The 19,269-nt window shown below is 46.9% G+C and carries 16 protein-coding genes; 7 read left to right on the plus strand and 9 right to left on the minus strand.

The annotated features are described in order from the left end of the window. Positions 1 to 52 precede the first annotated feature (52 nt). Together B5F71_RS09600 and B5F71_RS09605 are read left to right on the plus strand one after the other, a co-directional pair. Entirely contained in the window at positions 53 to 2,806 is a 2,754-nt protein-coding gene (locus tag B5F71_RS09600; RefSeq protein WP_087209681.1) for a substrate-binding domain-containing protein, read from the plus strand. A gap of 152 nt (positions 2,807 to 2,958) precedes the next feature. After that, positions 2,959 to 3,606, plus strand: a complete 648-nt coding sequence (locus B5F71_RS09605) for a DUF3256 family protein (protein ID WP_022041139.1) — start codon at positions 2,959 to 2,961, stop codon at positions 3,604 to 3,606. Here B5F71_RS09605 and B5F71_RS09610 read toward each other — a convergent pair. From B5F71_RS09610 to B5F71_RS09620, 3 genes are all read right to left on the minus strand, one after another. After that, positions 3,600 to 4,889 (minus strand): MATE family efflux transporter, encoded by a 1,290-nt coding sequence (locus B5F71_RS09610; protein ID WP_087209684.1) that lies wholly within the window; start codon positions 4,887 to 4,889, stop codon positions 3,600 to 3,602. The genes B5F71_RS09605 and B5F71_RS09610 overlap by 7 nt on opposite strands. Before the next feature lie 422 nt (positions 4,890 to 5,311). Continuing rightward, the gene (locus B5F71_RS09615; protein ID WP_022041141.1) at positions 5,312 to 5,932 is read right to left on the minus strand and encodes a CatA-like O-acetyltransferase, family 2; all 621 of its coding nucleotides are present in this window, start codon (positions 5,930 to 5,932) and stop codon (positions 5,312 to 5,314) included. 155 nt (positions 5,933 to 6,087) lie between these two features. Next, positions 6,088 to 7,524: an HD domain-containing protein gene (locus B5F71_RS09620; RefSeq protein ID WP_022041142.1), complete on the minus strand. Its 1,437-nt coding sequence runs from the start codon at positions 7,522 to 7,524 to the stop codon at positions 6,088 to 6,090. A gap of 272 nt (positions 7,525 to 7,796) precedes the next feature. Between B5F71_RS09620 and B5F71_RS09625 the strand changes: the two genes are divergently transcribed. Then, a complete protein-coding gene (locus tag B5F71_RS09625) occupies positions 7,797 to 8,636 on the plus strand; it encodes a hypothetical protein (protein WP_087209712.1) in 840 nt (279 codons plus the stop codon). A gap of 73 nt (positions 8,637 to 8,709) precedes the next feature. On the opposite strand, the gene tatC is transcribed toward B5F71_RS09625, so the two are convergent. The 3 genes from tatC to B5F71_RS09640 all read right to left on the minus strand — a co-directional run bounded on the left by tatC (position 8,710) and on the right by B5F71_RS09640 (position 10,525). After that, on the minus strand, positions 8,710 to 9,525 hold the full coding sequence (tatC, locus tag B5F71_RS09630) for a twin-arginine translocase subunit TatC (protein WP_239465703.1): 816 nt from the start codon (positions 9,523 to 9,525) through the stop codon (positions 8,710 to 8,712). After that, the gene (locus B5F71_RS09635; protein WP_022041145.1) at positions 9,522 to 9,746 is read right to left on the minus strand and encodes a twin-arginine translocase TatA/TatE family subunit; all 225 of its coding nucleotides are present in this window, start codon (positions 9,744 to 9,746) and stop codon (positions 9,522 to 9,524) included. Before B5F71_RS09635 ends, tatC begins: the two co-directional genes overlap by 4 nt. A 206-nt stretch (positions 9,747 to 9,952) precedes the next feature. After that, on the minus strand, positions 9,953 to 10,525 hold the full coding sequence (locus tag B5F71_RS09640) for a superoxide dismutase (RefSeq protein WP_087209687.1): 573 nt from the start codon (positions 10,523 to 10,525) through the stop codon (positions 9,953 to 9,955). A gap of 239 nt (positions 10,526 to 10,764) precedes the next feature. On the opposite strand from B5F71_RS09640, the gene B5F71_RS09645 reads away from it, so the two are divergent. The 3 genes from B5F71_RS09645 to B5F71_RS09655 all read left to right on the plus strand — a co-directional run bounded on the left by B5F71_RS09645 (position 10,765) and on the right by B5F71_RS09655 (position 12,701). Next, the gene (locus B5F71_RS09645) at positions 10,765 to 11,025 is read left to right on the plus strand and encodes a hypothetical protein (RefSeq protein ID WP_022041147.1); all 261 of its coding nucleotides are present in this window, start codon (positions 10,765 to 10,767) and stop codon (positions 11,023 to 11,025) included. An 87-nt stretch (positions 11,026 to 11,112) separates the two neighbouring features. Then, positions 11,113 to 12,045, plus strand: coding sequence for a hypothetical protein (locus B5F71_RS09650; RefSeq protein ID WP_143269875.1), 933 nt, complete (start codon positions 11,113 to 11,115; stop codon positions 12,043 to 12,045). Then, positions 12,036 to 12,701, plus strand: a complete 666-nt coding sequence (locus B5F71_RS09655) for an ABC transporter ATP-binding protein (RefSeq protein ID WP_241148583.1) — start codon at positions 12,036 to 12,038, stop codon at positions 12,699 to 12,701. The genes B5F71_RS09650 and B5F71_RS09655 overlap by 10 nt, the downstream gene beginning before the upstream one ends. A 570-nt stretch (positions 12,702 to 13,271) precedes the next feature. Here the strand turns inward: B5F71_RS09655 and B5F71_RS09660 are convergent. Together B5F71_RS09660 and B5F71_RS09665 are read right to left on the minus strand one after the other, a co-directional pair. Continuing rightward, on the minus strand, positions 13,272 to 14,162 hold the full coding sequence (locus B5F71_RS09660) for an Rpn family recombination-promoting nuclease/putative transposase (protein ID WP_087209699.1): 891 nt from the start codon (positions 14,160 to 14,162) through the stop codon (positions 13,272 to 13,274). A gap of 69 nt (positions 14,163 to 14,231) precedes the next feature. After that, a complete protein-coding gene (locus B5F71_RS09665; RefSeq protein ID WP_087209702.1) occupies positions 14,232 to 14,741 on the minus strand; it encodes an AAA family ATPase in 510 nt (169 codons plus the stop codon). A 226-nt stretch (positions 14,742 to 14,967) separates the two neighbouring features. Here B5F71_RS09665 and B5F71_RS09670 point away from each other — a divergent pair, with 226 nt between their 5' ends. Further along, positions 14,968 to 17,781: a M16 family metallopeptidase gene (locus B5F71_RS09670; protein ID WP_087209704.1), complete on the plus strand. Its 2,814-nt coding sequence runs from the start codon at positions 14,968 to 14,970 to the stop codon at positions 17,779 to 17,781. 150 nt (positions 17,782 to 17,931) lie between these two features. Here the strand turns inward: B5F71_RS09670 and B5F71_RS21015 are convergent, their stop codons facing one another. Further along, positions 17,932 to 18,714 (minus strand): HAMP domain-containing sensor histidine kinase, encoded by a 783-nt coding sequence (locus tag B5F71_RS21015; RefSeq protein WP_239414018.1) that lies wholly within the window; start codon positions 18,712 to 18,714, stop codon positions 17,932 to 17,934. Positions 18,715 to 19,269: the final 555 nt, after the last annotated feature.

Raw genomic sequence — 19,269 nt, forward strand, 5'->3', positions numbered from 1 at the left:
TACGCCGGAAATGCGTATCTTCGCATCGGTAAGAACTTAAACGGATGATACGATGAGGCATAACTGCATATCCTTGGTAAGCTTGTTTCTGCTGCTGGCGCTGCTGGCGGGATGCTCCGGACAGCAACGGCGGTACGTCATCGGCGTGTCGCAGTGCAGCGACGACGAGTGGCGCGAGCAGATGAACCGGGAAATCACGCGCGAGGCGTTGTTTTATCCCGAGGCGGAAGTGGTGTTCCGCAGCGCGGGCGATGACAACAAGCGGCAGATACACGACATCGAACTGCTGATGCGCAACAAGGTGGACCTGCTGGTGGTGTCGCCCAACGAGGCGGATGTCCTTACGCCGGTTATCGAGAAGGCATACAGCAAAGGGATTCCGGTGATATTGGTCGACCGGAAGATACACTCCAACCAATATACGGCGTATATCGGCGCCGACAATTATGCCATTGGTTACAACGTGGGCGAATACATCGCCTCGCGCCTGCAAGGCAAGGGAGGGGTGGTGGAGGTGACGGGGCTGCGCGGCTCTACGCCTGCGGCGGAACGCCACCGGGGTATGACGGACGCTTTGCGCGAGTATCCCGACATACGGGTGACGGCTTCGGTGGATGCCGGCTGGAGGCGCGACCGTGCGCGCCTGGTGTTCGACTCGCTCCTGACGCACGCTCCGGAGATAGACATGGTGTTTGCGCACAACGACCGCATGGCGGCGGGTGCCTACGAGGCGGCGGTGAAGTACGGGCGCGAGAAGGAAATGCTGTTTGTGGGCATCGACGCGCTGGCGGGCGAGGGATATGGCGTGGAGCAGGTGGCAAGCGGGCAGCTCGACGCCACCTTTATTTATCCTACCGGCGGCGACCGAGTGATGCAGACGGCGATGGCTATCCTGACGGGGAAGCCTTACGAGCACGACGTTGCGCTCTCTTCGGCGTTGGTCAACAAGGGGAACGCGCGGGTGATGCGGATGCAGACCGGGCAAATCCGCCAGCTGGACGAGAAGATAGACATGCTGGACAAGAGGATAAACCATTTCCTTACCCGTTACGCTTCGCAGCGCGTTTTGCTGTACACGTGCGTGGTGATGCTGGCGTTGTTCGGCATCGCGTTGTTTGTCGCCGTGCGGGGCTTTTGGACAAAGAACCGGCTGAACGTGGAGTTGTCCGAGCAGAAGAAACAGCTGGAGGCGCAGCGCGACCAGCTTATCAGCCTTTCCAGGCAGCTGGAGGAGGCGACGCACGCCAAGCTGGCTTTCTTCACCAACGTGTCGCACGACTTCCGCACGCCGCTCACGCTGATAGCCGACCCCGTCGACCAGCTGGAGGCAAGCCGGAACCTGGACGAGCACGAGCGTTTCCTGCTCCGCATCGTGCATAAGAACGTGACGGTGCTGTTGCGCCTCGTCAATCAGATACTCGACTTCCGCAAGTTCGAGAGCGGCAAGCTGAAGATGTACCTTTCGGAGTTTGACATCGCCGGGGAGATGAACGAGTGGACCGAGGCTTTCCGCACGCTTTCCTATCGCAAGCATGTGCATTTCTCGGTGTCGGCTGCTCCTTCCGATGAGGGATATACGATGATAGCCGATGCCGGGAAGCTGGAGCGGATAACGTATAACCTGTTGTCGAACGCATTCAAGTTCACGCCCGAGAACGGACGGGTGGAGCTTGCCTTGTCGCAATTCGAGCACGGGGGGACACGCTGGCTGCGCTATCAGGTTTCGGATACCGGAGTGGGCATTTCCGCCGAGCACGTGCAGCACATCTTCGAGCGTTTTTACCAGATAGACGTGCATTATGCCGGTTCGGGCATCGGGCTGGCGTTGGTGAAGGCTTTCACCGAGATGCACGGCGGCACGGTGAAGGTGGATTCGGCAGAAGGCAAGGGCACCATCTTTACGGTGGAGATGCCGATGAAGCAGGCGGGCACGCTTGCCGAAGGGCTGGAGAAGCAGGCGGTTCCGGCAAGCCTGAAAGAGGGAGCGGTGCTTTCCGCCGGTCAGGGAACGGTGCAGGCGTCTCCGGAAGCGGGCGAAGACGACCGGCGTGAAACGGTATTGGTCATCGATGACAATCAGGACGTGCGCGACTATGTCAGGTTGCTGCTGGAGAGGGAATACCGGGTGCTGGAGGCCTCCAACGGGCAGGAAGGGCTTCAGCAGGCGATGAAATACGTGCCCGATGCCATTATCTGCGACGTGATGATGCCGGTGATGGACGGCATGGAGTGTTGCCGGAGGCTGAAGTCGGAAGTGCAGACCTCGCACATCCCGGTGATGATGCTCACCGCCTATACGATGGACGAGCAGAAGGTGCAGGGCTACGAGTGTGGGGCGGATTCGTACATCCTGAAACCTTTCAGTGCCAAGCTGCTGCAGGTGCGCCTGCGGAACCTGATAGACAACCGCCGCCGTCTGCAAAGCTTCTTTGCCGACCGTTCGGCTCTGAAACAGGAGTCAATCAGCGAGGTGGACAAGGGTTTTGTGGAGACACTGCGCGAGTTGATTGAAGCCCGTTTGGGCGATGCGGGTTTGAGTGTGGAAGACTTGGGTGGGGAATTAGGGCTGGGACGTGTCCAGCTTTACCGGAAGTCTAAGGCGTTGACCGGTTACTCGCCCAACGAACTGCTCCGCATCGCGCGGTTGAAACGTGCCGCATCGCTGCTGGCCTCTACCGACAAGACCATCGCCGAAATAACGTATGAAGTAGGTTTCAGTGCGCCTTCGTATTTCACCAAGTGCTATAAAGACTACTTCGGCGAAAGCCCTACCGACTTCTTGAAGCGGATGAAGAATGAGGAATGAAGAATCGCGTTTTGCGCAGAATGAAGAATTTTCATCCGCATGGAATTCCGCATGGAATTCTTCATTCTGCGTTCTTCATTCTTCATTTAAATAGTTTTGTCTGCTCGAAAGAAATCCCTATCTTTGGCGGGAAATAAAAAACGATAGTTAAGATGAAATGGATTATAGGACTTGTGTGTATGCTTTGCAGCATGAGTTTGCAGGCACAAGATTTAAAATCATTATACATTGCTTTACCCGATTCGCTTTCTCCTTTGTTGACTAAAGTGAACCGGGAAGATTTCGGTGATTTTCTGGCCAGCAACATGAAAGCGGAGGTGAAAAACCGTTTCGGACAGACCTCGGAAATGCTGAAGTTGACAGACGATTACCTGTTAGTGCACGTCAGCAAGTCAAGTAGGGAAGAAATGAAACTGTTGCCGCTGAACGATTCGGTGAAAGTGGTGTGTGTGGTCCGTACTTATTGTGGTCCTGTACCCGACAGTGAGGTCAAGTTTTATGATACGGCTTGGAATGAATTACCGGCAGCAGATTTTGTAACTTTGCCTGAAGAGAATGAATTTTATAAGTCTGTACTTTCTGAAACAGCTTCCGACTCTTTGCGTAACTTACGCCTGAATGCAGACATGTATCTGAAGGAAGTACGCTTGTCCGACAAAGACCTGTCGCTTTCAGTAAGTTACACCACCCCTCAATATATGGATAAAACTACGGCAGACAAGCTGAAATCTTATTTGATAAATGCTCCCATTGTGTATACATGGAGCAACGGTAAGTTCCTGAAAGTTAGTACTCAATAGTGTTTATATTTCAGATAAATGACAGACTGCACCCCAAGCCCAAGCACGAACAGGTATTCCACTGCCCAATAAGCTGCTAACGGAACATTACGATGGCTTAATCCCCATAAGCAAAACAGATAAACAATGGTTGTTGTCAGTTGAAAGACAAATACAGTCCGCGTTGCTCCTGTTCCTGTCGCTGCGTTCAGATAAACATAGCCGGGAAGTGCAAGGAAGTAATTCAGCAGCATAACCATAAACGGCAACCATGCAACTTGTACGATAACCGGATTTTCTGTGTAAGCCCCGATGATGTGTTGGTGAAAGACCAAGGCAAGAACAATCAATGGGATACCTGCCACATATCCTAAACGGATAATTTTGTGACAAAGCGGGAAGATTTTTCCCTTTTCACCTGCTCCAATCAGGTTGCTCACCAAAGAACTGGTAACACCAGCCAGCGCATTGACGATAACGGAAAACAGGGCGGAAACACTTCTTACAATATTCGATACAGCCAATTCTGTTTCTCCCAAATGCTCGATAGCCAAGAAGAACAGAAACCAAATGGCTACACTGACAAAGAATTGGAGCATGCTCCATACCGAGATAGAAAATATTTCTTTTAATATCTTTATCTCAATGTGCCAGCGTAAGCCATATACTTTTTCATCAATATGCCGGAACAGATATATTGCCAATACTACCAACGAACACATTTCGGCAAATGAAGAAGCTATGGCTGCTCCTGATATGCCCATATCGAATCCGAATATCAGGAGCCAATTCATCGGAATATTCACCAGTACGGCTGTGAAAGCCGCCATGTTCAAGGCTTTTGTCTGCGTAATGCCTACTAAAAACGAGCGTAAGGCTAGGAGTGGGAAAGAGAATAACAATCCCCCAATACGCCAATTCAGATAACACACAGTTGCGTTGTAGACATCGTCTGAAGTTATCAGATGTTTCAGCAGAACTGGAGAAAGTATTTGAGACAACAGGCAAAGGAACGCCGCTAGCATCAGCAAGAAAAACAGTCCTTGAAAGAACGTTTTTCCTGTTTCTTCATACCGTTGTTCTCCGTTACGGCGGGCGATTACTACCTGTAGCCCTAAACTGAACCCGAAGCCGAGCATATAGATAGCCAGATACCAGATTCCGGCAAGTGCGGATGCTCCAAGTTCTACATCGCCTACGTGCCCCAAGAATAAGGCATCAGTAATGTTTATCAGTTGCTCGATAAGGATGCTCATCATTACAGGAAAAGCGATGAGCCCAATATGCTTATATGTATAGTTCATTGTTCAACTTGATATGATGCGACAAGTCTTGCTGCACGTAGCGGCATGACACATCGCATAATTATAAATTTGGAATAATGGCAAAACAAGAAAGGACAAACCTGTTATAAGCCTGTCCGTTGCTGAATAGCTATGACTGAAATGCTATCCGTTAAGCGCAGCTATATGCACACTTGCCATTTCATAGGATTGAACAACTGGTATTTTTCTGTTAGTTATGCGAATCAGGAGTTAAAAGGGAGTTATAGGTAGTTATCGCCCGTCGGTGCGGGCTGGGAGTTAGATGCCAATACCTTTTGCGCCGTTTTCAGAAGCAAGGCTATTGGCCTTTAACTCCCGAACGAAGTGATAACTCCTGTGAAACTTAACTACGTTTAACTCCTGACTGGCATTAGTTCCGCAAAGATAACATTTGTTCTTGATTATACCACCAGACAGTTGATTTCTTTTTGCAGATTCTCCAAAAAACACGAAGCATGTGCCCCATCCATCTGTGTATGATGAAACTGGAAAGAAACAGTCAGTTTCAGTTTCCATAAATGCCGTTTGTATTTGCCCCAAATCAGAAACGGATTATTGAACACTCCGCTGTACATACCTACCGCTCCGTCTATTTCATATTGCACAAGGGCAGATGTGCCAATCACCATGCAGTCCGTCAAGTCATGATTCTGACAGCTTTCAGCAACTTGCCTGGTCAGCCGCAGGTAATCTTCATTGAATTGTTTCAGGTCATTAGAAAAAGGAATGTCGCAGGAGCTTATTTCTCCTTCTCTATTAGCCACAACGGCACAAACGGCAAGGTTGTCATATTCTATCAATTTTTTACCGACCGGAAGCATATAGAACTCTTTGATATGGCGTGCTGCCCGTCCGATGCACCAGCACATCAGCATATTGAACTTTAATCCAGTCCGTTTGCTTATCCGGGCAAGGCGGGTTACATCTATGGTCTTGAAAAAGGTGAGCATGGGCATGGGGGCATCTATCCACATTTCAAATGCGTATGCACGGGTCGTTTCTTTCGGATTTACTTCTTTCATTTCTATCATTAATATATAGTATAATAAGGGCAAAGGTAAGTAAGATATTGGACAATGGATAGAACAAAAGGGACAATATGTTGGATAACTCAGGTTCATAAAAGGATTCCCATTCAATTTGCAGGCGAATGGGAATCCTATATGATATGTGTATTTTATATGAGGTTGTTATTAGGTAAATTTACTGGCTTCAGCCCCATTTCCTCAGCTTTCTTCAGCATGAAACGGAAAGCTGCATCGTGTTCGTTAGGGATGAGGCCGTCAAGGATGGCATCTTTGATGGCACTCTTCAGATCACCTATTTCACGGCAAGGATGTAGGGCGAATATCTGCATGATTTCCTCTCCGTCTACCGGCGGCTGGAAATTACGGATGCGGTCTTTTTCTTCCAAATCCTTCAACTTTTGACGTACTAATTTGAAATTGTCCAAGAAGCGTTGTTTACGGGCTTCATTTTTCGAAGTGATGTCGGCTTCACACAATGCCATCAGGTCATCGATATCATTACCTGCCTCGAAGAGTAAGCGGCGCACGGCAGAGTCGGTCACAACATCATCGGCTATCACAATGGGACGCATGTGCAGTCCTACCAGCTTCTGTACATACTTCATCTTTTCGTTCATCGGGAGTTTCAGGCGACGGAAGATTTCAGGTACCATCTTTTCTCCTATGTAGTTATGGTTGTGGAACGTCCATCCCAGACGTGGGTCCCAACGTTTAGTGCGTGGCTTGCCGATGTCATGCAATAGGGTTGCCCAACGCAACCAAAGATTATCCGAAACCTTGGAAATATTGTCCACCACCTCCAGGGTGTGGTAGAAGTTATCTTTATGTCCACGTCCGTTCCGCACCTCTACACCTTGTAGAGCTGTCAGTTCGGGAAATATCAGTTCCAGCAGGCCACAGCGGTCCAAGTCGACGAATCCTTTCGACGGTATGGGTGAAAGCAAGATTTTGTTCAGTTCGTCTTTGATACGTTCGTACGAAATGATTTTGATGCGTTCGCGGTTGCGTTCCAGGGCATTGAATGTTTCTTCATCGATGTAAAAATTCAGTTGGGTAGCAAACCGGATGCAGCGCATCATACGCAATGGGTCATCGCTGAACGTGATATCCGGGTCGAGCGGTGTGCGGATAATCCGTTCTTTCAAGTCTTTCAGCCCGTCAAAAGGGTCTACCAGTTCTCCGTATCGCGCCTGGTTCAGACAGACCGCCATGGCATTGATGGTAAAGTCACGGCGGTTTTGGTCATCTTCCAGTGTACCGTTTTCTACTACGGGTTTGCGGCTGTCATGACTGTATGATTCTTTCCGTGCCCCTACAAACTCCACTTCGGTATCGAAGTATTTTACTTGTGCGGTGCCGAAGTTACGGAATACCGATACGTGTGCCTTGCGTCCCAGTTTTTTGCCCAAGGCTTCGGCGGCCTCGATGCCGCTTCCTACTACTACTACGTCAATGTCTTTCGAAGTCCGGTTGAGGAAAATGTCGCGTACGTAGCCTCCTACTACGTAACATTCCAATCCCAGTTCATCGGCGGTTTCGGAAATCAAGTTGAATATTTTGTTGGTAAAATGTTCCTTCAGATTCATTCTTAGTTGATTTTCGTTTCGTTTTTTGTGTTCAAAACTCGTAAATAGCGTGCAAAATTACAAAAAATAGGGGAGCTTTACCGAATAAGAACCGATTAAATTGTATTTTTGTTTCATGAAAGGAGATTGATAATGATAAAAAATGAACACGGAGATACGACTCTCTGGAAAATTTCCTTTGTATTTCAAGTGAAAAGGCGATGCCGGACGTTTTATTTACAATGTTTTTGCATTTGCCTGTCTCTGTGTTCGGATATTAAAAACTGATGCGTATGAAAAAGATGATGGTAGCGGCCGTGTGCCTGGTGATGTTCCTTGCGGGGTGCAACAATGATTCGAAACGTGCAGGAGAATTGTTTCAGCGGGCTGAGTTATCGTTTGCCTCCGGAAACTACAACCTTGCCAAACTGCAGATAGACAGTATCCGCACGCTTTATCCCAAGGCTGTGGATGTGCGTAAAGCAGGTGTCCGCCTGATGCAGCAGGTCGACCTGCACGAACAGCGCAAGACGCTGGCTTACCTGGATAGTATGATGCAGGTGAAGCAAGCTGCGCTTGATTCGATAAAAGACCGTTTCGTGCTTGAGAAGGATACTGCCTATCAGGAGATCGGCAATTATTTTTATCCTACACAAGTGGTAGAGAAGAACATCGGGCGTTCGTTCTTACGGGCTCAGGTGAACGAGCTGGGCGAGATGTTGCTTACCTCGATTTATTGTGCCGGTGGAAGCATACACCATACGGCAGTAAAAGTGAGCACAGATGGCGACCTGTTTGCCCAGACTGCTCCTTCGCCCGACAGTTATGAGACGACCGATTTGGGACGTCCAATCGAGAAAGCCGACTATCGGGTAGGAAAAGATGACGGGGGTGTAGCCGCCTTTATCGTTGCCAATCAAGACAAACGCCGTTTCCGGCTGGAATTTATCGGTGACCGAAATTATACAACTACGATGCGTACCGATGATGTGAAGGCTATAGCGGCTATTAGTGACTTGGCGCGTATTCTTTCGGCAATGGAACAAATCCGTAAAGAACAGAACGAAGCAAATCTGAAGCTGAAGTTTGTCACCCGTAAGATGGAAGAAGCGGAAAAAGCTGGCAAGGAATAATTCCCAAGTACAACAAACTGTTCAGGGCCGCTCTTCTTAAGCCAGCATACACACTTGATCCGGAGTGTCTCTGTCACTTATTAGTCCGCTTCACGATAAAGATGCTGGCTTCGTAGAGTAGGGACATCGGGGCAGCTACCAATATCAGGGTAATGGCATCCGATGTAGGCGTAATGATGGCAGATATGACCAGTGCAATGATAATGGCATGTTTGCGGTAAGTACGCATGAAAGTAGATGTAAGAAATCCCAGTTTGGCGAAAAGCCAGGCAAGGATGGGAATTTCGAACGTGATGCCCAGCATCAGGCTCAGCATAGTCAGAGTGTCTATGTATGAACTGAGCAGAATCGCATTTTCTACTTCCGCACTGACCTGATAAAGGGCAAGGAAGCGGAAAGTAAAAGGAAATACCAGAAAATAACTGAACAGTACGCCTAGCAGGAACAGTATGTAGCCCCACATTACTACGCGTAGGGAATAACGTCGTTCGTTGGCATAAAGGGCAGGCGAGACAAAACGGAACAGTTGATAAAGTATGTAAGGCGAAGCCAGCACAATGCCTGCATAGAGCGATACGCTCATGTGGGTAAGAAATTGCCCCGAAAGTTTGGTATTGATAAGCTGTATATGAAAATCTGGGACGGATAATCCCGGAATGTGTAAGGCGTTTCCGATACGGTCGAACCATTGGTAGACAATGAAGTCATTCTCTTTGGGTGCAAGGATGATGCCGAACAGTTCGTCTTTGAAGCAGAAGGCGGCAAGCATGAGCACTCCCGTCACGATGATGATGCGGAATAGCACTTTCCGCAATTCATCTACGTGATCCCAAAAAGTCATGTTCGATGCATCGTTCGTTTTTGTGCTATCCCCTTTCTCTTTCATCATTTGTCTTTATCGGTATTCGGTTGGGTGTTTTCGTCTTTCTTTGTGTCTGCCTTTAAGTCTTCTTCCAGTCCGTTCACACCGTCTTTAAAGCTTTTCACGCCTTTACCCAGTCCTTTCATCAGTTCAGGAATCTTCCTTCCGCCGAAAAACAGCAACAGAATCAATACGATGACAATCAGTTCTTGCATACCGATGCCCAGGAGTAAGAGTGTAGTGTTCATATTTCTTGCTTTTAATGAAATTTCGGCGACAAAAGTAACAAATAAATCAAAGAAGGGAGTATAAAGGCAAGTGTTTTTAATAAAAAATAAAAAACGAGACGGAAAAACAGAAGATAGTGGAAAAACGCCGGTTCGTGTGGATTTTCCATGAAAGAATCAATCCGCATGAATCGGCGCAAATCAGTGTTTCGATTTTAGAGGTTGTTTTAGAAGCGTGCAGCAACTTTTGTCCAGTCTATCAGTTTCCAGAATGCTTCGATGTATGCAGCCCGTCGGTTACGATAGTCGATGTAGTAAGCATGTTCCCATACATCAATGGTAAGGATGGGCTTCATGCCTTGGGTCAGCGGGTTGCCTGCGTTCGGTTCGGAAAGGATGCAAAGTTTCTTGCCGGCATCTTCTGCCAGCCATACCCATCCCGAACCGAAGAGAGTGGTAGCTTTTTGGGTAAACTCTTGTCTGAATACTTCTACCGACCCGAAGTCCTTTGCCAGTTTATCTGCCACCGAGGCAGGTATGTCTTGAGGTTGTGCGGTCAGTGTTTCGAAAAAGAATGTATGGTTCCAAGCTTGTGCGGCATTGTTGAAAATGCCTCCGTCGGCTTTGCAGATAGTGTCTTCCAGACTCATGTCCTCGAAGGGCGTTCCAGCTATCAGTTTGTTCAGGTTGTCCACGTAGGTTTGCAGGTGCTTGCCATAATGGTATTCTAAAGTTTCTTGGCTCATCAGTGGAGCCAGTGCTTCCATCGTGTAGGGAAGCTGAGGCATTGCATGTTTCATGATGTTTGTTTTTAAAGGGTTTATATATTATCAACACGGAAAGATACGAAAAAGTTGTGGCAATCCGTATATTCTTTGCTATAAATTTCCAGATTGTTATGTAGAGAGGTTTGGCAAGTGATGCAAATCAGCAACCAGCACTTCCAGCCAATTCTCGTTAACCTAAAAATAACATTGCGATAACATAGTGTGTGAGAACAGATGCTTACTTTTGCGTCAGTAAAACTTAAATGAGAAATATGAAAGCTAAGCATGTGAATCGTATGCAGATGTTGGTCATCTTTGCGTGGGTATATCTGTTTGTCAGATGTGGTTATCGTCCCCTGAAACAATGGCTTGTTGATGGTCAGGTAGTTTGGAACACTTATGAATGGAGGTATGAATTGGGAGCGGCACTCGGTTCACTTCTATTCATTGGTATAGTCTATATGGCAATCATTTGGGGATATCCGTGGTTGAAACAGGTGTTGGGAAACTCTTCGGATTCTGCAAGAAGATAAGAACTGTTTTTAAAGAAGATAAGTCTATGAAACAATAGTAATCAGTAAGTTGTATCATTACGAAAAATGCTGAACGGGCACAGAGGTATGTTTGGATATTATGTCAGGTTACGCCTGCAGAGCGGAGGCAGGTTGCTGAAGGAATTGGGCATTGTGCGGAGCGTGTTGCTGGTTGGGCTGCTCGTCCTTGCCGTAGCGATATTGTGTAAGGTAAAGACAGGCTGGATGCTTCCGGTTGCCTGCCTGCTGGTGATAGGCGCTTATCACCAGGCAAGGAAGGACAGGGAATTTTTGCGCAGGTTTACCGATAATGTGTCGGTTTTCTTCTGCTACGAATACCTTTTGCTAAGCCTGCCTTTTGCCGTAATAGCAGGGATACGGGGCGAATGGCTGATAGCTTTGTGCATGCCGTTGGGGATTTGCCTGTTGCCTTTCGTGCCTCCTGTCCGTTTCCGGATAACCCCCATAAGGTTCGGATTCCTGTATGCCGGCAATATGGAATATCTCCGGATGTTCCGTCGCATGAGCTGGCTATACCTTATTGTAATAGGTATGTCGGCATTGGGATGTCTGAACGGCAATGTACGGGTGGCAAAGGTGGGCATGTTGGTTTGGGGCATTATCCAGTCGGGTGCCTACAGCTACGTACCCGATGCACATCTGTTGCAGAAGTTCAAGAGTTATCATATCCTGCAGAGGGAATTATGGAAAGCGAATAGCTGGAATGCATCGGTGCTGTTCCTGCCTTTCGGGATGATGTGCCTTGCCGGAGGGTTCCGGGCAGAAGACGTACTGTTTTTCTTTTCCTGCCTGACATCGGGTATTCTCTATCTGCAAAGCATGGCGTTGTTCCGTTGGGTTTGTCCGGTAACTGTCGGTATTGCGGTGATGCAGCTTGCCGTATGTATTCCTTTGTTTGCATGGACTTGTTTCGCCTGGGTGGGCTGTCTGGCAGAATTGACGGTCGTGGGAATACTTTCGTATGCGGTATGGATAAAATGGAAAGCTATATGGAAATAATACGTGTGGAGAATATTTCAAAGTCGTTCGGGCGCGCAAAAGTGCTCGATGATATTTCGCTGGTTTGCGACTGGGGAAAAGTGTATGGACTGGTAGGGGACAATGGATCAGGAAAGACAACTTTGTTCCGTTGCCTGACGGGGATGGCTTCGTATGAAGGCATGATTCGGAAAGGCGAGTGGGTGACGGTAGGTTATTTGCCAGCCGATAATTTCTTTTATCCGCTGGTGACGGGATACGAATACATCGAGTTTTGCCTGCGGGCATACGGGAAGAAGGTCAACCGGAAGCAAATAGATTACTTGAATACAAAAATGTTCCGTCTTCCTCTCGGCCGCTATGCTTCCGAATATTCCACAGGAATGCAAAAGAAGTTAGGCTTTATGGCGGTCTGTCTGCAAGGCCCCGACCTTTATATCCTGGATGAACCGTTCAATGGCATTGACCTGAAAGGATGTATCCAGATGAAGCAGCTGATTCGCAACCTGAAAGCACAATGGAAAACCTTCATCGTATCTTCGCACCGGCTGGATGCCTTGCACGAGGTGTGCGACACTATCTATTACCTGCGTGAAGGCAAGCTGCTGAAAAGATTCGCCTGCGGGTCTGTTGAAGAAATCGAGCGGTTTATTCTGCACGAAGAAGAGGAAGCGTGAGTGTTTTTCACCACAGATTACACGGATTGAAAAAAACGGAAACAGTTTTGAATGAATCAAAGAAGGACGTTGCGTACATTTATACAATCAGGAGTTAAAAGGGAGTTATAGAAAGTTATCGCCCGCTGGGAGTTAGATGCCAATGCTTTTTGGCGCCGGTTTCAGAAGCAAGGCTATTGGCCTTTAACTCCTGAACGAAGTGATAACTCCTGTGAAACATAACTACGTTTAACTCCTGATTCGCATAATTAATCCCTCAATACGTTCACTACATTTCAGTTTCCGCTTAGGTTATATTATCGATGCAGGCGGCATCCTTTTATGGTTTCCATATCAAAACCGTACGTTCTCCAATTGAAAACCGTACGTTCTCGATATGGAAACCGTACGGTTTTCAATTGGAGAACGTAAAAGTAAGACTGCTTAAAGCAGATTATGAACCATTCAATCATGTATTGGTTCATATTCGGTCAAATAAATTTATCGGGGAAAACGGAAACATCAAGACGAGAAAAACTTTTTGGAGAAATTCAGAACTGTTTCTAATTTATATTGAATTCGTATGCATTTTTAGAGGGTGTTGATTTGGTCTTCGCTTAAACCGCTGCATTTAGCGATAATATTAACTGGAATCCCTTCCGCTTTTAAACTTCGAGCCATTTCGGCAGCCTTTTCTTCCCGTCCTTCTTCTTTCCCTTCTTCTTTCCCTTTTTCATGTCCTTCTTCCCATGAAATTTTCTTTGCGGTATCAATCGTATTTTTCCAGTCTCGATAGATTTTTAAGCTTTCTTCGTAATTATCGTATTCCACCTTAGTGAACTTGGCAATTTCGGCAGCTTCGAAAAGCTTGGTGAAAATGCGTTCTTGTAAGGCTTTGGGACGTTCCATCAATCGGGAAAGATTGCGAAGAACAAAAAGCCATTTCTCGAACATGTCAGTCAATTCATCTTCTGTTTTATTGAATTTGGGCATTTCCAAGTAGATGAAAGTCAGTTTATCGTAAAAGACTTCTTTGGTCTGGTTATCAAATAATTGCACTTCGTGGTGGAAATAATTGTCGTTATCTTTATCAAACGTGAAGTTGAGGATGCCAATGATATAGACTGATTTCAGCTGATAATCCCACTCCCCTTTCTGTCCTTGTTCACGGATGGGAAAAGTTGCATAGTAAAGACTACGGTCCTTAAAATACTGCTGGATGCCTCGCTGCATCTCGACTAATATTTTTTCGCCATTCTCATTTTCGCAATAAACATCGAACACGGCTTTGCGGTCGGCTTCACTGATGCCGAGGTGTTCGGTATTGAGATAGGTGAGGTCTTTCACCACTTCTCTGCCATGGAGCAGGCTATTGATGAAACTGATAAGCAAGTCTTTGTTTATCTCGGTGCCGAACAGTTTCTTGAAACCGAAGTCGGTATACGGGTTGACGTATCTGTCTCTTAATTCTCTGCTTTCCATAAGCGAATTTGTTTTTTAAGATTTACAAAGATACGAATTTCAGTGAAATTATCCATTGGTTTTCGGGATTTAATTGCCTTTCATCGATTTTATTAAGAAGCGGTTTATTAAGAAGCGGTAGTTCAGCTTGGAACGGGCGCTGCTTTCTTTTTTGACTTCCTGCTCGAATCCTTTGTCATAGAAGCTGGCATAAACTTCGGCAAAAACGTCCAGTACCTGTCCGTAATATTTGTTGAAGTTTTGTTCCAGTTCCTGTTCATTGGATCCTGTTCCTACAATGGAAAAATCAAAATAGATAATCTGAAAGGCATTCTTCAACGGTGTGGGATGTTCTTTTATCCAGAGTCCGTCGAAGAGTGTATCGAACCGGTCCGCTTTGGCAATGTCGTAATACGCCCGCATCATGCTGACAAATACGCTCTTTCCGAATCTTCTGGGACGTATAAGGAAAAGGTAGTTGCTTATCTCCTCCAGCATGGGAAGATACATCGTCTTGTCTACGTAATAGGAATTTTCCTGCCTTAACTGTTCGAAACTTGCCACTCCGTAAGGGATGCCTTTCACTTTTTCCTTTTCCATACCAGAATTGTTTTATGGGTTTGTCGTACGACAAAGGTACATTTTTTCACCACCGATTATACAGAAGGTTGTTTTTTGTTTGGTATCAGCTGCCCACGTCTGTAGCTCTATGCTGTAAGTCCCGTTAACCTAAAGATAACATTGTGATAACATAATATGTGGAGACAAATACTTATCTTTGTGCTGTTAAAAGAAAGATTGTTTAATAAAATAGTAAGAAAAACTTATGAAAAGATTTACGAAATTTATTTGTTTTGCCTTGGCGGGATGCTGCATGCTTCCTTTGGGATTACGTGCACAGCAGATGCCTCCTGTACCAGTGGATAAGAACGTCCGTATCGGAAAACTGGACAACGGACTGACCTACTACATCCGTCACAACGACTATCCGGAAAACCAGGTGGACTTCTATATCGCCCAAAAGGTAGGGTCCATTCAGGAAGAAGAAAACCAGCGCGGATTGGCTCACTTCTTAGAGCACATGTGTTTCAACGGCACCAAGCATTTCCCCGGCAACACGTTGATTCCCTGGCTGGAATCGGTAGGCGTGAAGTTCGGCATGAACCTCAATGCCTATACAGCTGTCGACGAGACCGTGTACCGCATTTGCGGAGTGCCTTCGGAACGCATCGGCGTGCAGGACTCCTGCCTGCTGATTTTGAGCGACTGGGCAAACGGTCTGTTGCTCGAAGACAAAGCCATTGATGAAGAACGTGCCGTGATTCATGAAGAGTGGCGCAGCCAGATGCCTCCCATGCAACGCATTTTTGAAAAAACATCGCCCATTATTTTCCCGGATAGCCGCTATGGCAGCCGTTCTCCTATCGGACTGATGTCAGTTGTCGACCATTTCCCTTATCAGGCTTTGCGCGATTATTACGAGAAATGGTATCGCCCCGACTTGCAGGGAGTCGTGGTGGTAGGCGATGTGGATGTAGACCGCATCGAAGCGAAAATCAAGGAGCTGTTTGCGCCTATTGAGCTTCCTGCCCAGCCTGCCGAACGTGTTTATTATCCGGTAGATGATTTTACCGAACCGGTGATAGCCATCGGACAGGACAAGGAGCAGGGCAACTCGCTGGTGAAGTTCTACTTCAAGTATGATGTATTGCCCGATTCGCTCCGCAACACGATGCTGGCGCTTACCACCGAATACATGCTGGACATGGCGGACATGATGATGATGTATCGCCTGCACGACATCTCCACCCGGCCGGATGCTCCGTATGCTTTGGCGCAGGGACAGCATGGCGACATGGAGTTGTGTAAGACCAAGAAGGCGATGGCATATATTGCCGTACCGAAAGGGAGCGACACCGAACCGGCTATGGACGCGGTCTATCGGGAAGTGTTGCGTGCCAAACGCGGAGGCTTTACCGCTACCGAATATGCCCGTTGCCGTTCTGAATACCTGTCGCAACTGGAGCAGGCATACAATAACCGTAATCATCAGGAGAACAGGAAACTGGCTGAATCCTATGTCCGTAACTTCCTCGACAAGACACCGATTCCGGGTATCGAGAACGAATATCAGCTGATGAATATGCTTGCCAATCAGATTCCGGTTGAGGCGGTCAATCAGATGTATGCCCAGTTGCTTAACGAACGGAACATGGCTGTTCTGATTGCGCTTCCCGAAAAAGAAGGTGTCGTTTGTCCGGATGCCGCAGCCCTGAAGGCTTCATTGGCACAGATAGATGCCGAAGAGATTGCTCCGTATGTGGATAATGTAAAGAATGAGCCGCTGATAAGCCAGCTTCCGGCAGCCGGAAAGGTTGTATCGGAAAAAGCGCTTCCCCAGTTCGGTGCCAAGGAATGGATGCTATCAAACGGAGTGAAGGTGATTGTGAAGAAGACTGACTTCAAAAACGATGAAATCGTATTCCGTGCTACGGCTAAGGGTGGTACGTCGGTTTACGGCGATGAATGGGTAAACGATTTGCTGTTTATGCCTGTCGTAACTGCCCAACACGGTTTAGGCGAGTTCACCTTTGCCGATTTGGCAAAGCAAATGGCAGGAAAGCAAGCAATTGTCAATATCGAACTGGACCATTACGTGCGCAATGTCAACGGCAATGCCACTCCCAAAGACCTGAAGACCCTTATGGAATTGATTTACCTGAACTTTACGCAATTGAATGTCACCGCCGATGAGTTTACGGCATTGCAGAACCTGTTGAAAGGTGTGCTTCAGAACCAGGAATCCAATCCCCAACTGATTTTCCAGCAGAAATTGAATCAGTTTATGTATCAGTCGCCGCGTATGCAGATGCTGGATGCGGCGGATGTCGACGGGGCGAACCGTGAGCATATCCTGAAGATAATCCGCGAACAACTTGCCAATGCTTCCCAGTTTACTTTCGTATTCAGTGGAAACTTTGATGAAGCAGAATTGAAAAACCTGGCAGAGCAATATCTGGCTTCGTTGCCGTCCGACCCGACACTGAAGGCTGAAATTAAGCGTATCAGCGGAATAGGGGTGACTGCAGGCGAAAAGACCGGAGAGGTCAAACTGAAAATGGAAGTGCCGCAGGCGTATGGAGGTATCTTCGTAAGCGGAACCGTTCCTTATAACTTCAAGAACCGGATATTGGCATCGATGTGTGCCCAGCTGATGAGTGCCCGCCTGCTCAGCGAGGTAAGAGAGAAAGAAGGGGCTACTTACTCCATTTCTACCGGCGGTGTGCTGGAACGTACGTCGGATGTGCCTTTGGTATATCAGACCGTATTCCCGATGAAACCGGAGAAGAAAGACCGTGCGCTGGAGATTATCCGCAACGAATTTGCGAAACTGGCGCAACAGGTAGACGAAGCCGAACTTGCCAAGGTAAAAGAGTTTATGGTAAAACACTTTGCCGAAATGGAGCGCACCAACAGTTATTGGTGTGGCGAGATAGCCGGCAACGAGCTGCTGCCTTCCGAATTGCCTGCCGATACCAAAGCGGTGATTGAAGCGATAAGCGCGGCGGATATCTGTAGCTTCATGAAAGAACTGGAAGCCCAGCAGAATTATCGTGTGTTTGTGATGATGCCGATGTGATTTTAGTTGACAGGTGATCAGGTACCAGGTGACTAGGTTTTAAAAAACATGTAAAAAACAATACTTTATCAAGTATATAGTCTTGCTGATGTTTACTAATGTATTTAATATCTAGTCACCTAGTACCTAGTCACCTGGTCACCTGAATAATTACCTTGGAAATAATAATGCAAATTCGGTGAACTCTCCTTCGATGCTGGTGACGAATACCTTTCCTTCGTGGGCATGCATCACTTGTTGTACGAAGTTCAACCCTAAGCCGAAGCCGGAAGGTCTGTTCTTGTTCTTCTTTCGTCCGGCTGCGGCACGTTCGTATTTGTTGAAGATGGTGCGCTGGTCGGCCTCCGAAATGCCCAAGCCGTTATCATGTACCTTGACGACGGTGTATTTCTCGTTCAGTTCCGAACGGATGCGGATGTCTACCCCTTCGGGTTTCGAATACTTGATGGCGTTGTCCATCAGGTTGCTCAATACCTCTTCCAGGTATTCTTTGTCGGCATATACCATCGGAGCCTTCAAGTCGGCGGTGAAGCGGACAGGCTTTTGCGCCTTGGCGGTAAACTTCACGGTCAGGTTTTCTACTATCGGTTCCAGCTGTACGTCTTCCCGGTTCATTTCCAGCTTGTGGCTTTCCAGCTTCGACAGGGTGAGCACCCTGTTGGTAAGGGTCAGCAGGTGGTCCACTTCGTTTTCGGCTATGGTGTAATATTTCTCTTTTGTCTCGGGTTTGTTGTCCAGCCTTCCGCTATGCAGGAAATAGAGTGCGGTGAAAATGGAGCTGAGCGGTGTCTTCATGTCGTGTATCATGGCATAGGTGAAGTCTTCCCGTATCTGGAAAATCTTGTTCATACGCGCGATGATACGGATTTGGTAGATGATGCAGGAGATGACAAAAGATAAGATAATCAATGTGGAGATAATGAGAAGCCCCATGCGTTCAAAAAAAACTTTATGCGGATTTGTTAAAATAAGCTGTATACCTAAAGATTTGTTTATTCTGATTGGTATAATTGAGGTTCTGAGACTACCTATCGTGGGTATTGTTTTTTGTTGACTTTTCTGAAATATTTCGTTTTCGTTATAGGGATTGACAACACAAACTACATATTGGCTTTTGAGATTTCTATTGCATAAATGTAAATTAACTAATGAATCAATTTCATTTAAAGAATACCGAATACCTAATTTATTAATTCCTTCATAGATATAGGTGTTTATAGGTAAAGAATCATTTGGAGCTCCTCCTCCGATTATAGTACCTTCTGGAACTTTTTTAGATATTAAATTAGCTTCTTCATATAGTGCTGTATCTAAAATGGACGTACATTCTTTTTGGATGTCATTTCTAATTAAGGTATATACATTATATAGCCACACCACCTGCAAAGCCAATGCCCCGATAAGTCCTAAGAAAGTCAATGCGCTTAGGCCTGCGAATCGCCGGTTCTTTTTATCGGCGAAAAACTCTTTTATCTTTTTCTTGTCCAT

The sequence above is a fragment of the Bacteroides sp. An269 genome (assembly GCF_002159755.1).
Classification (GTDB): domain Bacteria; phylum Bacteroidota; class Bacteroidia; order Bacteroidales; family Bacteroidaceae; genus Phocaeicola; species Phocaeicola intestinalis.

Excerpts from the sequence above, each read along its gene's own strand:
- B5F71_RS09600 (WP_087209681.1), top strand. The coding sequence starts at position 53 with ATGAGGCATAACTGCATATCCTTGGTAAGCTTGTTTCTGCTGCTGGCG.
- B5F71_RS09605 (WP_022041139.1), top strand. The coding sequence starts at position 2,959 with ATGAAATGGATTATAGGACTTGTGTGTATGCTTTGCAGCATGAGTTTG.
- B5F71_RS09610 (WP_087209684.1), bottom strand. The coding sequence starts at position 4,889 with ATGAACTATACATATAAGCATATTGGGCTCATCGCTTTTCCTGTAATG.
- B5F71_RS09615 (WP_022041141.1), bottom strand. The coding sequence starts at position 5,932 with ATGAAAGAAGTAAATCCGAAAGAAACGACCCGTGCATACGCATTTGAA.
- B5F71_RS09620 (WP_022041142.1), bottom strand. The coding sequence starts at position 7,524 with ATGAATCTGAAGGAACATTTTACCAACAAAATATTCAACTTGATTTCC.
- B5F71_RS09625 (WP_087209712.1), top strand. The coding sequence starts at position 7,797 with ATGAAAAAGATGATGGTAGCGGCCGTGTGCCTGGTGATGTTCCTTGCG.
- tatC (WP_239465703.1), bottom strand. The coding sequence starts at position 9,525 with ATGATGAAAGAGAAAGGGGATAGCACAAAAACGAACGATGCATCGAAC.
- B5F71_RS09635 (WP_022041145.1), bottom strand. The coding sequence starts at position 9,746 with ATGAACACTACACTCTTACTCCTGGGCATCGGTATGCAAGAACTGATT.
- B5F71_RS09640 (WP_087209687.1), bottom strand. The coding sequence starts at position 10,525 with ATGAAACATGCAATGCCTCAGCTTCCCTACACGATGGAAGCACTGGCT.
- B5F71_RS09645 (WP_022041147.1), top strand. The coding sequence starts at position 10,765 with ATGAAAGCTAAGCATGTGAATCGTATGCAGATGTTGGTCATCTTTGCG.
- B5F71_RS09650 (WP_143269875.1), top strand. The coding sequence starts at position 11,113 with ATGTTTGGATATTATGTCAGGTTACGCCTGCAGAGCGGAGGCAGGTTG.
- B5F71_RS09655 (WP_241148583.1), top strand. The coding sequence starts at position 12,036 with ATGGAAATAATACGTGTGGAGAATATTTCAAAGTCGTTCGGGCGCGCA.
- B5F71_RS09660 (WP_087209699.1), bottom strand. The coding sequence starts at position 14,162 with ATGGAAAGCAGAGAATTAAGAGACAGATACGTCAACCCGTATACCGAC.
- B5F71_RS09665 (WP_087209702.1), bottom strand. The coding sequence starts at position 14,741 with ATGGAAAAGGAAAAAGTGAAAGGCATCCCTTACGGAGTGGCAAGTTTC.
- B5F71_RS09670 (WP_087209704.1), top strand. The coding sequence starts at position 14,968 with ATGAAAAGATTTACGAAATTTATTTGTTTTGCCTTGGCGGGATGCTGC.
- B5F71_RS21015 (WP_239414018.1), bottom strand. The coding sequence starts at position 18,714 with ATGGGGCTTCTCATTATCTCCACATTGATTATCTTATCTTTTGTCATC.